Below are 12,405 nucleotides of genomic sequence, written 5' to 3'. Positions count from 1 at the left end.
GTGGCGGGCATGGCTGAGCCGGGTCGCTGTGGACCGTCAGCGCAGGGTGCGCGCGGGCATGGCTGACGCCGGCCTCCGCGAGGCACCGGCGCACGCTTCTCGCGGACACGGCGTAGTCCGGCCGCGGCGAGGCGTGTCAGCGCAGGACGCCCTCGATGAAGTCGCTGCCCAGCCGGGCCACCGACGTCAGGTCCAGCTGGTGCTGGACGTACCGGCCGCGGCGGCAGTCGGTGATCAGGCCCGCCTTCTTCAGCACCGCCAGGTGCCGGGATATCTCGGGCGCCGACATGCCGTGCGCGTCGGCCAGTTCGCTCGTGGTGTGCGGGGCGCGTGCCAGGTGCCGGCACAGCCGCATCCGCACCGGGTGGGCCAGCGCCTCCATGCGGCGGGTGAGCTGCTCCACGGACGGGGCCTGCGGGCGGGAGCCGCTCGCGGGATAGGAGATCGACGGCTGCCAGCCGAACCGGTGCAGGACCAGCACATGCGGCCAGCCGAGGCTGGTCGGCACCAGGACCAGGCCGCCGTCGCCGGTGGCGGTGCGGCCCACCGAGAGCTTGTCGACCGTGATGAGCGCGGCGTCCTCGTCCAGCGAGATGGCCTGGGAGAGCGACGCCAGGGCTTCGGCGAGACCCGCGCGGCGCAACAGCTCGGTCTTGTGCCGGGCGTCCGCGGCGAGCTGCGGCTGGATACGGGCCCAGGTGTCGGCGAAGAACGCCGCGTCGCAGTCGAGCATCAACTGCCGGAACCAGGCGCGGACGACGGGCGGGTCCTCCAGCAGCCGGCGCGTGAACCGCTCCTGTACGGCACCGCGCGCGGCGGCCAGCTCCAGGGAGCGACGGCGCAGCTCCGGGTCGTCCAGCGGGCCGGGGGCCTGGACGTCGTAGCGCAGCTGGCAGGTGAACTCCAGCGCAGCGCTCACGAACTGTTCGTCCGTCAGCTTGTCCAGCAGGTCCAGCTCTTCGGCGAGCGTGGCGCCGGGGAGCGTACGACCGCCGGGGATGCCCGCGAACGGCGCGAAGACGTCCGAGAACGTCGTACGCCACAGGAAGTCCGCCTCGCACAGCCGGTCGGCGAGGCAGGGGTCCAGCCGGGACGAGACCGCGGTCGCCCAGCCCTGGAGGGCGGGATGGTGACCGGGCTCGCTCAGGGCGTGCAGGGCCATTCCCAGTTCCGCCAGGGGAGAGGGCACGACGGAGACCCTCTCCCACCTCCCGGCTTCGCTCGAGCCGGGGGCACCCCCATCAGTGGCGAGTCCCGTGATGTCGATCGTCACGCTCATGCCCACCATCGTGCACCCGGCCACTGACAGCGGCCCGGTCGATTGACGGCAGTCGTCAATCCACGGGACAACCGCCCTGGCCAGGGGCAGCCTGGAGGCACCGGGGCAGCCGCGGAGCCCGAACGGTCACCGAAGGATCGGTGGCCAGTCCTGTCCATCCTCGTCCCGAGACCCTCCGAGAAGGCGATCCGCCATGAGCATCACCCAGCAGTACCTCCTCGACAGCTACCGCGCCCGCGCACTCGGCGAACCGGAGCCGCCCGCGCCCGGCCGGCACGACGCCGACGTGGTCCGCGAAGTGCGCGACCACCGGCGTTTCCACGCGGTCATCGCCGAGCGCCCGGCGCGGGGGCGCGTGCGGTACGCCCTGCGCCGGTGGCTGCGCCCCCGAGCGCTGTGATCACGGCGCGGGCAGGCGGGCCACGAAGTCGGCCACGGCCCTTCGCACGTCGTCCGCCGTCCACTCCAGGCCCGCGGCACGGATGACGACCTCCGTGAACGCCAGGCCAGGCCCTTTGCTGTCCCAGAAATTCGCGAAGAGCATCACCGAGGTCTCCTCGGCCTGCCGTACGGCCGCCTCGGCCAGCACGTCGGGCTCGTACGGCAGCCAGACCTGGAACTCGTGGGTGTGCGGCACCTCGGGGTACACACGGGCCCACGCCACCCCGGCTTCGGCGAACCCCTCGCGCAGCGCGGCGGCCACCACGCGCGCGTGCCGCACGTAGTCGGGCAGCCGGGGCAGCTCCCGCTCCAGGCCGACGAGCGCGGACAGGACGGTCGGGAACTGCTGGAAGACCATGCCGCCGTACCGGTGCCGCCAGGTCTTCGACTCCTCGACCAGCGTCTTCGGGCCGGCGAGCGCCGCGCCGCCGAAGCCGTCGAGCGACTTGTAGAACAACACGTAGACGCTGTCGGCCAGACCCGCGATCTCCTCCAGCGGGCGCCCGAAGTGGTCGGTGCACTCCCACAGGCGGGCGCCGTCGAAGTGGACCACCGCGTCGCGCTCCCGCGCGGCCTCGACGACCTCGGTCAGCTCTTCCCAGGTGGGCAGCACGAAACCGGCGTCCCGGAGGGGCAGTTCCAGCATCAGCGCCCCGAAGGGCTCTTCGAAGTCATGGATCTCGGCGGCCGTGGGCAACCGGGGCTCGCTGGTCACGCGGACCGGGCGCAGGCCGCTGACCTGGCTGAACGCATTCCGCTCATGCACCTCGGGGTGGGCGAGGGCGTGCAGGGCGACCGTGGGGTCGCCGGTGCGCGCCGCCCAGCAGCGCAGCGCCACCTGCTGGGCCATCGTCCCGGTCGGGAAGAACGCGGCGTCCTCCGTGCCGAGCAGCGCGGCGACCCGCTCCTCCAGGGCGGCCACGATCCGGGTGCCGTAGACGTCGGCCGGCTCGTCCAGGTCGTACACCTCGGGTGCCGCCTCCGCCAGATGTGCGAGACGCTCGCGTATCGTGCCTCCCCAGCCCGCGCGGGAGAGAATGCGCCGCGCCTGCCGCTGGGCGGCCCCGCGCCGCTCGTACATCGACCGCTTCTCGTCCTGCCCGGCCGAATCGCGCTCGCCCGAATCGCGCTCGCCCGAATCGCTCACGGCTGGATCGCTCTCAACAGTGGCGCTCTCAGCCGTGGCGCTCTCGGGCGTGCTGCTGTCAGCCGTATCGCTCATGCCGGGGATCATGCCGTGCCGGGCCGCACGGGGCACCGGAGTTTGCGCGCGGCGAAACCGTCGCGACGCGTGGTGTAACCCACAGCCTGTGGACGACCGGTCGGCGCCGAACCGAGATAGCGTTAACATGACGAGAAATCGTCCGGTACCCAGAGCGGACTGGAACGGGAAGGCCGCCGTCGCGTGAGTACAGTCCACCAGCCAGACCTCAAGGACCGCCCCGCGCGGCTCACTGTCGGCGTCGTCGGCGCCGGTCGTGTGGGCCCCGCGCTCGCCGCGTCCCTGCGGCTCGCCGGGCACCGTCCGGTGGCCGTCTCCGGCGTCTCCGACGCCTCCCGGCGGCGCGCCGAGACGATGCTCCCGGACGTGCCGCTGGTGCCGCCCGCCGAGGTTCTGGACCGCGCCGACCTGGTGCTGCTCACCGTCCCCGACGATGTGCTGCCCGGCCTGGTGGCCGGCCTCGCCGAGACCGGCGCGGTGCGGCCCGGACAGCTGCTCGTGCACACCTCGGGCCGGTACGGCGCACGGGTCCTCGACCCGGCCCTGCGCGCGGGCGCGCTGCCGATGGCCCTGCACCCGGCGATGACCTTCACCGGCACCCCCGTGGACGTGCAGCGCCTCGCGGGCTGCTCCTTCGGCGTCACCGCGCCCGAGGAGCTGCGGCTGGCCGCCCAGGCCCTGGTCATCGAGATGGGCGGGGAGCCCGAGTGGATCAGTGAGCAGAACCGCCCGCTCTACCACGCGGCCCTCGCGCTCGGGGCCAACCACCTGGTGACCCTGGTCGCCCAGTCCATGGAGCTGCTGCGCACGGCGGGCGTCGAGGCGCCCGACCGGATGCTCGGCCCGCTGCTGGGCGCCGCCCTGGACAACGCGCTGCGCTCGGGCGACGCGGCGCTCACCGGGCCGGTCGCGCGCGGGGACGCCGGCACGGTCGCCGCGCACATCACCGAGCTGCGCGCACACGCCCCGCAGACCGTCGCGGGCTATGTCGCGATGGCCCGCGCGACCGCCGACCGGGCGCTCGCACACGGCCTGCTGAAGCCTGAACTCGCCGAGGACCTGCTCGGCGTGCTGGCCGACGGCGCCGGCGGCACGAACGGCACTCACGGCACCGAGGGGAACGACCGATGACCACCGCCCTGCTGAGCACCGCCGACGAGCTGCACGCGCGCGTGCGCAGCGGCCGCCGTGCCGTCGTGATGACCATGGGCGCCCTGCACGAGGGCCACGCCACCCTGATCCGCAGCGCGCGCGAGATCGCCGGCCGGGACGGCGAGGTCGTCGTCACCGTCTTCGTCAACCCGCTGCAGTTCGGCGCGGGCGAGGACCTGGACCGCTACCCGCGCACCCTCGAAGCCGACCTGAAGATCGCCGAACAGGCCGGTGCGGACGCGGTGTTCGCGCCCTCCGCGGACGAGGTCTACCCCGGCGGCGCCCCCCAGGTCCGCATCACCGCCGGCCCCATGGGCGAACGCCTGGAGGGCGCCTCGCGGCCCGGGCACTTCGACGGCATGCTCACCGTCGTCGCCAAGCTGCTGCACCTCACCCGCCCCGACGTGGCCCTGTTCGGGCAGAAGGACGCCCAGCAGCTGGCCCTGATCCGGCGCATGGCGCGGGACCTGAACTTCGGCGTCGAGATCGTCGCCGTACCGACCGTGCGCGAGCCGGACGGGCTCGCCCTGTCCAGCCGCAACCGCTATCTCTCCCCGGAGGAGCGGCTGACCGCGCTCGCGCTGTCCCGCGCGCTGTTCGCGGGCCGCGACCGGCACGCCGCGCAGGAGGCACTGCGCGCGCGTGCCCGCGAAGTGCCGTCCACGCACGCGCGCGCCGAGGCGCTGAGCGCCCTCGGGGAGTCCCGTGCGGCCGCCGACGCGCACGCGGTCGCCACGGCGTCCCCCGGCGGCCCGGCGGCCGTCCGCGCGGCCGCCCGCCAGGTGCTGGACGAGGCCGCCCGCTTCGCCCCGCCGCTCGAACTGGACTACCTCGCCCTGGTCGACCCGTCCGACTTCACCGAGATCGGCGGCGGCTTCACCGGCGAGGCCGTACTCGCCGTCGCCGCGCGGGTCGGCACGACCCGGCTGATCGACAACCTGCCCCTCACCTTCGGAACCCTCGGAGCCGCCTCGTGACCAGCACAGGCACCAGCACAGGCACCACTACAGGCATACGACTGCACGCGCCCGCCCCCGGCTGGGCCATCTCCGCGGACGTGGTCGTCGTCGGCTCCGGAGTGGCCGGCCTGACCGCCGCCCTGCGTTGCGAGGCCGCGGGCCTGACGACCGTCGTCGTCACCAAGGCCCGCCTGGACGACGGCTCCACGCGCTGGGCCCAGGGCGGCATCGCGGCCGCGCTCGGCGAGGGCGACACGCCCGAACAGCACCTGCAGGACACCCTGGTGGCCGGCGCGGGCCTGTGCGACGAGGAGGCCGTACGGATCCTCGTCACCGAGGGCCCCGGCGCCGTACGGCGGTTGATCTCCACCGGCGCGCACTTCGACACCGACGACGAGGGCGACATCCAGCTCACCCGCGAGGGCGGCCACCACCGGCGCCGGATCGCGCACGCGGGCGGCGACGCGACCGGCGCGGAGGTCTCCCGAGCGCTCGTGGAGGCGGTACGCGCGCGTGGGCTGCGCGCCATCGAGAACGCGCTCGTGCTGGACCTGCTGACCGACGCCGAGGGCCGCACGGCCGGTGTCACGTTGCACGTGATGGGCGAGGGCCAGCACGACGGCGTGGGCGCCGTGCACGCCCCCGCAGTGGTCCTCGCGACCGGCGGCATGGGCCAGGTGTTCTCCGCGACCACCAATCCGTCCGTGTCGACCGGAGACGGCGTGGCGCTGGCGCTGCGCGCGGGCGCGGAGGTCTCCGACCTGGAGTTCGTGCAGTTCCACCCGACCGTGCTGTTCCTCGGTGCGGACGCCGAGGGCCAGCAGCCGCTGGTCTCCGAGGCGGTGCGCGGCGAGGGCGCCCACCTGGTCGACGCCGACGGCGTGCGCTTCATGGTCGGGCAGCACGAGCTGGCCGAGCTGGCGCCCCGGGACATCGTCGCCAAGGGCATCATGCGGCGGATGCAGGAGCAGGACGCCGAGCACATGTTCCTCGACGCCCGGCACTTCGGCGCCGACATGTGGGAGCACCGCTTCCCGACCATCCTGGCCGCCTGCCGTGCCAACGGCATCGACCCGGTCACCGAGCCCATCCCGATCGCGCCGGCCGCCCACTACGCCTCCGGAGGCGTCCGCACCGACGCGCGGGGCCGTACGACCGTGCCGGGCCTGTACGCGTGCGGCGAGGTCGCCTGCACCGGTGTGCACGGCGCCAACCGGCTCGCCTCCAACTCCCTGCTCGAAGGCCTCGTCTACGCCGAGCGGATCGCCGACGACATCGCCGCGGCCCGTGCCGAGAACGGCCTCCACGCGCGCGTGCCCGCATCGGTTCCGCACCCCGAGAAGCCCGCGTACCCCCTGCTCGCCCCCGAGACCCGCTTCGCCATTCAGCGGATCATGACCGACGGCGCCTGCGTGCTGCGCTCCGAGGAGTCCCTCGCCCGGGCCGCCGAGCAGCTCCAGCGGCTGCACGCGGACGCCCGTGGTGCGCTCGACGAGAACGGCAAGACCGCCGAGCCCGGCGTCGACACCTGGGAGGCCACCAACCTCCTGTGCGTCGCCCGCGTCCTGGTGGCCGCCGCGCGGCTGCGCGAGGAGACCCGCGGCTGCCACTGGCGCGAGGACAGCGCCGAGCGCGACGACGCCCACTGGCGGCGCCACATCGTCGTACGGCTCAATCCGGACCGGTCGCTGGCCGTACGCACCACGGACACCGCAGACTTCCCCCCTACCCGGTAACACCCCAGCGTCCAGGAGCAGTGACGAACGTGAGCACCGACGATCTTCCCCTCGCCTCCGCCGGCGGTTGCGGCGACGGCTGCGCCTGCGGCGCCGACGGTGACGAGGAGTACCTGGAGAGCGGGCTCGACCCCGCGCTCGCCGAGCTGCTGGCCGCCGCCGGGCTCGACCCCGTGGAGGTCGAGGACATCGCCAACGTGGCCATCCAGGAGGACCTGGACGGCGGCGTGGACGTGACGACCGTCTCCACCATTCCCGAGGAGGCGGTGGCCACCGGCGACTTCACCGCGCGCGAGGCGGGCGTCGTGGCGGGCCTCAGGGTCGCCGAGGCCGTGCTCTCGGTGGTCTGCACCGACGAGTTCGAGGTCGAGCGGCACGTCGAGGACGGCGACCGGGTCGAGGCCGGGCAGAAGCTGCTGTCGGTCACCACACGCGCGCGTGACCTGCTGACCGCCGAGCGCAGCGCGCTGAACATCCTGTGCCGCCTGTCCGGCATCGCGACCGCCACGCGCGCGTGGGCGGACGCGCTGGAGGGCACGAAGACGAAGGTCCGCGACACCCGCAAGACGACCCCGGGCCTGCGCTCGCTGGAGAAGTTCGCCGTCCGCTGCGGCGGAGGCGTCAACCACCGCATGTCGCTGTCCGACGCCGCCCTGGTGAAGGACAACCACGTGGTGGCCGCCGGGGGCGTCGCGCAGGCCTTCAAGGCCGTACGGGAGGCCTTCCCGGAGGTGCCGATCGAGGTCGAGGTCGACACCCTGCACCAGCTGCGCGAGGTCGTCGAGGCGGGCGCGGACCTGATCCTGCTGGACAACTTCACGCCCGACGAGTGCGCGGAGGCCGTGGGGATCGTCCGCGGGCGGGCGCTGCTGGAGGCCTCCGGCCGGCTCACGCTCGACATCGCGCGCGTGTACGCCGACACGGGCGTGGACTTCCTGGCCGTCGGCGCGCTCACCCACTCCTCGCCGATCCTGGACATCGGCCTGGACCTGCGCGAGGCGGAGTAACGGCGATGCTCCTCACGATCGACGTCGGCAACACGCACACCGTCCTCGGCCTGTTCGACGGCGAGGACATCGTCGAGCACTGGCGCATCTCCACGGACGCGCGCCGCACGGCGGACGAGCTGGCGGTGCTGCTGCAGGGCCTGATGGGCATGCACCCGCTGCTGGGCGACGAGCTGGGCGACGGCATCGACGGCATCGCGATCTGCGCGACCGTCCCGTCGGTGCTGCACGAGCTGCGCGAGGTCACCCGGCGCTACTATGGCGACGTCCCGGCCGTCCTCGTGGAGCCCGGCGTGAAGACCGGCGTGCCGATCCTCACCGACAACCCCAAGGAGGTCGGCGCGGACCGGATCATCAACGCGGTCGCGGCCGTCGAGCTGTACGGCGGCCCGGCGATCGTCGTCGACTTCGGTACGGCGACCACGTTCGACGCGGTCTCCGCGCGCGGGGAGTACGTCGGCGGGGTCATCGCGCCCGGCATCGAGATCTCCGTGGAGGCGCTCGGCGTCAAGGGCGCGCAGCTGCGCAAGATCGAGGTGGCCCGGCCGCGCAGTGTGATCGGCAAGAACACGGTCGAGGCCATGCAGGCGGGCATCGTGTACGGGTTCGCCGGGCAGGTCGACGGGGTCGTCAGCCGCATGGCCCGGGAGCTGGCCGACGACCCGGACGACGTCACGGTGATCGCCACGGGCGGGCTCGCGCCGATGGTGCTGGGGGAGTCCTCGGTGATCGACGAGCACCAGCCGTGGCTGACGCTGATCGGGCTGCGCCTGGTGTACGAGCGGAACGTGTCGCGTCTGTGAGGGGACCGGCGCCTGTGCGGGGCGCCGGTCTTTCGTTTGCGTGCCCTGGTGTTGTAGCCCCGGTCGAGGGAAACCGGGAACGACACGCGGTGAAACAACAGCCTAATTCGTCACTTTTGTCCGATTAGCGGTAGCGTCGCCGCATGCCCACGCCATACGGATCCCGCGGCGGCATGGCGTTCGGCGTGGAGGAGCTGCGTGTGCTCCGCCGCGCCCTCGCCCTCGCCCTTCACCCCGGCCCAGCGTCCGCCGAGGACGTCCAGGACTGTTACCGCCTCGCCGAGTCGCTCGACGAGGCGATGCGCGAGGGCGCGAGGCTGCGCGCTTTCCTGGTGGCCGACCTCGGCCGGTACCGGGCCGCGCTCCCGGGTACCGCGGCCGGCTATCTGACCCTGCTGGAGGAGGCGCTGGGCGCCGGGCACCGGCCGTCGCCGGACGATCTCGCCGCGCTGCGCGCGCTGCGCGGCAACGCGGTGGCGGCCGCCATGCTGGACCGCTGCCGGACGCTGGCGGAGCAGGATGTACGGGCCCGGTTCGCACAGGGCGCCAGGACCGTCCCCGCGCCCGCCGTACCGCCCTCGAGGGCCCGCCTGCTGGCCCTTCCGGGCGGCGCGGGGGAGCCCGCGGCGGGACAGGGCGCCGGAGCGCAGTGGAGCGCCGGAGCGGGGCAGGGCGAGGACTCGCCGAAGCCCGCGCAGAAGCCGGCCCCGAAGCCCGCGCCGACGCCCGCGGAGCGGCCCGCCACGGAACCGGCCGCACCGAAACGACCCATCCCGACCCCGGGAGAGGTCTTCCCGCGCCGCAAGCCGATGCCTCCGGCGGACCCGGCCGAGACCCGGCAGCTCGCCGCCGGCTGAACCACCGGGCCCGGTCTTCGGCCGGGCCCCGTCCGCGCCACCCGCACCCCTCCGGCTTCGCGGCCGGGTGCGGGTGGCCCCTGCGGGGTGAGAGAGGGTTCGTGCACCCCGTACCTTTCGCCCGGTCCGCCCTGGCTACCCTGGGGGCATGGACTACGTCTCCGCGCTCGTGCCTCCGGTCGTGATGGCCGTGTTCTTCATCGGTGTGGTCAGGGTGATCGTGAAGACCCAGGGCGGGGCCGCCAAGGCCAAGGAGGACGCGGCCGTCGACGCCGCGCTCGCGCGCGCGGACAACGCGCGCCAGGCCTCCGCCGGCGGCGACGCCTGAGTTCGCCCCCCTCTCGGCACCCGGGGTGCCGTCCCGCCATCGGCGCAGGGCCGCCGCAATCGCCGTACGACTTCGCGTGATGCGCCCTTTTTGTTCCTATTCACGGAGTTAGTGCACGTCCGGCATGCCATTGCCGGGATCTCCCACTATTGTTCTGAGCTGTGCCTCGCCCATTGGGAGAACTCGAAGACGCGGTCATGACGCGGGTGTGGAAGTGGAACCGCCCGGTGACCGTTCGAGAAGTCCTGGAAGACCTCCAGCAGGAACGCTCGATCGCGTACACCACCGTGATGACCGTTTTGGACAATCTCCATCAGAAGGGCTGGGTGCGCCGCGAGGCGGAAGGGCGGGCCTATCGATATGAGGCCGTCTCGACACGGGCCGCGTACGCCGCCGCCCTCATGAACGACGCCTGGTCGCAGAGCGACAACCCGGCGGCCGCTCTCGTCGCCTTCTTCGGGATGATGAGCGAGGAACAGCGCCAGGCCCTCAGCGACGCCGTACGCATCGTTCAGAGGCCGGAAACCCTTCCCGCCCCCGAACCTCGGCAACAGGAAGCCGCACAAGGGGAAGCCCCGCAACAGCAAGCGCCCGAAGCCGGGCAAGAGGAGAACCCCGGCTCGGCAGAGGACACGGACGGGCGATAGCGTCCGCTCATGTCAGCAGAGAGCCCCGAAGTCTCCGCAAAAGCCATCACCGTCCGGCGGGCCCGGACCAGCGATGTCCCGGCCGTGCGCCACCTCCTCGACGCCTACGTCCGTGACCGCATCCTGCTCGACAAAGCCACGGTCATGCTTTACGAGGACATCCAGGAGTTCTGGGTCGCGGAACGCGACGACAACGCCGAGGTGGTCGGCTGCGGCGCGCTGCACGTCATGTGGGAGGACCTCGCGGAAGTCCGCACTCTCGCCGTGAAGCCCGGCCTCAAGGGCGCCGGCGTCGGCCATCAGCTGCTGGAGAAGTTGCTGGAGACCGCGCGCTGGCTCGGCGTTCGCCGGGTTTTCTGCCTGACCTTCGAAGTGGACTTCTTCGGGAAGCACGGCTTCGTCGAGATCGGGGAGACACCGGTCGACACCGATGTGTACGCCGAGCTGTTGCGTTCCTATGACGAGGGCGTCGCCGAGTTCCTCGGTCTCGAACGAGTGAAACCGAACACCTTGGGCAACAGCCGGATGCTTCTGCATCTGTGATCGCCTTTGCCCGGGTTCCCTATGTCCGAAACGCGCATGTTTCCGGGCGGAGGCGGCCCGTCGGCACTCTCCCAGGGGTTTGTGTTTTTCCGGCAAAAGCGGTTTGCTTTCCGACGTACTGCAGTACTGCATATAACAGGGGCGGCGAAACGGCGGGACGCCACACACCCCTGACCCTCAACGTTATCGATGAAAGGAAATCCGGTGGCACAGAAGGTTCAGGTCCTTCTTGTCGACGACCTCGACGGCGGCGAGGCGGACGAGACCGTGACGTTCGCGGTGGACGGGAAGACGTACGAGATCGATCTCACGACCGCCAATGCGGACAAGCTGCGCGGCCTTCTCGAGCCCTATGTGAAGGGCGGTCGTCGTACGGGTGGCCGTGCCTCGGGCGGACGTGGAAAGGCGCGCGCCGCTTCCGGCGGCAATCAGGACACCGCGGCGATCCGCGCGTGGGCGAAGGAGAACGGTTTCGAGGTCAACGACCGCGGCCGTGTTCCCGGGAACATCCGCGAGGCCTACGAGAAGGCCAACGTCTGAGCCGGCCGGCAGACGGTCGGAAATCCGGCGCCGAGGCGCCGCAGCTGGACCCGGTGACACTGAGCTGCCACCGTGTCCACCAGACGTACGAGATCAGGGGCGCTCCTTGCGCGCCCCACGGCCGGCATCGCCGGCAGCGAGGCCTCGGCCTCGCCTCCAGGACCAGGGGGCCGCAACCATACGGCGGCCCCCTGCACGGACCCGGCCCGCAGCGGAGCGGCTCCGGGCCGCACCGGTGTCCTGACCCCGACGGGCGGCAGCGGCGCCTCCAGCACGTCGCCCTCGCCCAGGACCCGCAGGTCCAGGGCCACGGCGCTCCACTCCAGCCAGTCCAGCAGCCCCGGCAGCTCCTCCGCGCTGCCCGCGGCCACCAGCAGGTGCATCCGGTCGCCCCTGACGGCCACTGGAGAGCCCGTCCCGAGCCGCTGGAGCGCTCCCGCGCCCGCCTCGGCCGGTACGTCCAGGACGTCGAAGCGAAGCCCTGTGAGCAGCCGTAGCGGCCGTCCGGGCACTGTCGCCCACCCCAGATCGTTCTCGTACCAGTGGCGTGCCCGGGTATCCGGGCAGGCCGACGGAGCGCAGCGCTCCGGTTCGTCGACGTGGTCGAGGGGCCGACGGGGAAAGGGGACGACCGTATGGACCGGGACCGAGCCAACCATGCCAAGTGCAACCGGCGAAGCGACGGGCAAGTTACGCTGGGTCCCTTGTCGATCGCGCAGAGTGCCGAAAAGAGGGGCGCGTGGGGGTGCGGGGAGGCGCGAGGTTGTTCGCCCGTAGCGGAGGGAACCGGTGCGCGCGGCATGGAGTGTCAGTCCCAGCGGGTAAGACATCCCTAGTGGGAGGGGGCGACACGCAGGACGGGCCGTCTCGCGTTCGCCATCGGCGTACTGG

The 12,405-nt window shown here is 72.5% G+C and carries 14 protein-coding genes; 11 read left to right on the top strand and 3 right to left on the bottom strand.

The genetic code is table 11. The annotated features are described in order from the left end of the window. Positions 1-136: 136 nt before the first annotated feature. Complete coding sequence (locus AB0L75_RS03890; protein ID WP_365174997.1) at positions 137-1,279, bottom strand: DUF5937 family protein; 1,143 nt, start codon at positions 1,277-1,279, stop codon at positions 137-139. A gap of 193 nt (positions 1,280-1,472) precedes the next feature. On the opposite strand from AB0L75_RS03890, the gene AB0L75_RS03885 reads away from it, so the two are divergent. Further along, positions 1,473-1,679 carry a hypothetical protein gene (locus AB0L75_RS03885; RefSeq protein WP_365174994.1) on the top strand — a complete coding sequence of 69 codons (207 nt, stop codon included), beginning with the start codon at positions 1,473-1,475 and terminating at the stop codon, positions 1,677-1,679. Here AB0L75_RS03885 and AB0L75_RS03880 read toward each other — a convergent pair whose 3' ends face one another. Beyond that, positions 1,680-2,801 (bottom strand): beta-eliminating lyase-related protein, encoded by a 1,122-nt coding sequence (locus tag AB0L75_RS03880; protein WP_365176437.1) that lies wholly within the window; start codon positions 2,799-2,801, stop codon positions 1,680-1,682. Between the two features lie 324 nt (positions 2,802-3,125). On the opposite strand from AB0L75_RS03880, the gene AB0L75_RS03875 reads away from it, so the two are divergent. The 10 genes from AB0L75_RS03875 to AB0L75_RS03830 all read left to right on the top strand — a co-directional run bounded on the left by AB0L75_RS03875 (position 3,126) and on the right by AB0L75_RS03830 (position 11,514). After that, positions 3,126-4,073, top strand: coding sequence for a DUF2520 domain-containing protein (locus AB0L75_RS03875; protein ID WP_365174991.1), 948 nt, complete (start codon positions 3,126-3,128; stop codon positions 4,071-4,073). Further along, entirely contained in the window at positions 4,070-5,071 is a 1,002-nt protein-coding gene (panC, locus tag AB0L75_RS03870) for a pantoate--beta-alanine ligase (RefSeq protein WP_365174988.1), read from the top strand. Before AB0L75_RS03875 ends, panC begins: the two co-directional genes overlap by 4 nt. Continuing rightward, a complete protein-coding gene (locus AB0L75_RS03865; RefSeq protein WP_365174985.1) occupies positions 5,068-6,789 on the top strand; it encodes an L-aspartate oxidase in 1,722 nt (573 codons plus the stop codon). The genes panC and AB0L75_RS03865 overlap by 4 nt, the downstream gene beginning before the upstream one ends. A gap of 29 nt (positions 6,790-6,818) precedes the next feature. Continuing rightward, positions 6,819-7,796, top strand: coding sequence for a carboxylating nicotinate-nucleotide diphosphorylase (gene nadC / locus AB0L75_RS03860; RefSeq protein WP_365174982.1), 978 nt, complete (start codon positions 6,819-6,821; stop codon positions 7,794-7,796). A gap of 5 nt (positions 7,797-7,801) precedes the next feature. Beyond that, the gene (locus AB0L75_RS03855; RefSeq protein WP_053656451.1) at positions 7,802-8,599 is read left to right on the top strand and encodes a type III pantothenate kinase; all 798 of its coding nucleotides are present in this window, start codon (positions 7,802-7,804) and stop codon (positions 8,597-8,599) included. A 173-nt stretch (positions 8,600-8,772) separates the two neighbouring features. After that, on the top strand, positions 8,773-9,456 hold the full coding sequence (locus tag AB0L75_RS03850; protein ID WP_365176435.1) for a hypothetical protein: 684 nt from the start codon (positions 8,773-8,775) through the stop codon (positions 9,454-9,456). Positions 9,457-9,604: 148 nt separating this feature from the next. Continuing rightward, positions 9,605-9,784, top strand: a complete 180-nt coding sequence (locus AB0L75_RS03845; RefSeq protein ID WP_365174978.1) for a hypothetical protein — start codon at positions 9,605-9,607, stop codon at positions 9,782-9,784. Positions 9,785-9,945: 161 nt separating this feature from the next. Next, on the top strand, positions 9,946-10,431 hold the full coding sequence (locus tag AB0L75_RS03840; protein ID WP_365174975.1) for a BlaI/MecI/CopY family transcriptional regulator: 486 nt from the start codon (positions 9,946-9,948) through the stop codon (positions 10,429-10,431). A gap of 9 nt (positions 10,432-10,440) precedes the next feature. Continuing rightward, complete coding sequence (locus AB0L75_RS03835) at positions 10,441-10,974, top strand: amino-acid N-acetyltransferase (RefSeq protein ID WP_365174972.1); 534 nt, start codon at positions 10,441-10,443, stop codon at positions 10,972-10,974. Positions 10,975-11,178: 204 nt separating this feature from the next. Beyond that, positions 11,179-11,514 carry an Lsr2 family protein gene (locus AB0L75_RS03830; RefSeq protein WP_365174969.1) on the top strand — a complete coding sequence of 112 codons (336 nt, stop codon included), beginning with the start codon at positions 11,179-11,181 and terminating at the stop codon, positions 11,512-11,514. Here AB0L75_RS03830 and AB0L75_RS03825 read toward each other — a convergent pair. Beyond that, the gene (locus AB0L75_RS03825) at positions 11,493-12,173 is read right to left on the bottom strand and encodes an SCO3374 family protein (protein ID WP_365174966.1); all 681 of its coding nucleotides are present in this window, start codon (positions 12,171-12,173) and stop codon (positions 11,493-11,495) included. The two genes, AB0L75_RS03830 and AB0L75_RS03825, sit on opposite strands and share 22 nt — an antisense overlap. Positions 12,174-12,405: the final 232 nt, after the last annotated feature.

Origin of the sequence: Streptomyces sp. NPDC052101 (assembly GCF_040680235.1) — a bacterium.
Taxonomy (GTDB): Bacteria; Actinomycetota; Actinomycetes; order Streptomycetales; family Streptomycetaceae; genus Streptomyces.
The sequence above is the reverse complement of the archived record's forward strand: the minus strand, read 5'-3'. Positions and strand labels throughout refer to the sequence as shown.

Coding starts and splice junctions, on each gene's coding strand:
- panC (WP_365174988.1), top strand. CDS start 4,070: ATGACCACCGCCCTGCTGAGCACCGCCGACGAGCTGCACGCGCGCGTG.
- AB0L75_RS03885 (WP_365174994.1), top strand. CDS start 1,473: ATGAGCATCACCCAGCAGTACCTCCTCGACAGCTACCGCGCCCGCGCA.
- AB0L75_RS03855 (WP_053656451.1), top strand. CDS start 7,802: ATGCTCCTCACGATCGACGTCGGCAACACGCACACCGTCCTCGGCCTG.
- AB0L75_RS03890 (WP_365174997.1), bottom strand. CDS start 1,279: ATGAGCGTGACGATCGACATCACGGGACTCGCCACTGATGGGGGTGCC.
- AB0L75_RS03880 (WP_365176437.1), bottom strand. CDS start 2,801: ATGTACGAGCGGCGCGGGGCCGCCCAGCGGCAGGCGCGGCGCATTCTC.
- AB0L75_RS03825 (WP_365174966.1), bottom strand. CDS start 12,173: ATGGTTGGCTCGGTCCCGGTCCATACGGTCGTCCCCTTTCCCCGTCGG.
- AB0L75_RS03845 (WP_365174978.1), top strand. CDS start 9,605: ATGGACTACGTCTCCGCGCTCGTGCCTCCGGTCGTGATGGCCGTGTTC.
- AB0L75_RS03850 (WP_365176435.1), top strand. CDS start 8,773: ATGGCGTTCGGCGTGGAGGAGCTGCGTGTGCTCCGCCGCGCCCTCGCC.
- AB0L75_RS03835 (WP_365174972.1), top strand. CDS start 10,441: ATGTCAGCAGAGAGCCCCGAAGTCTCCGCAAAAGCCATCACCGTCCGG.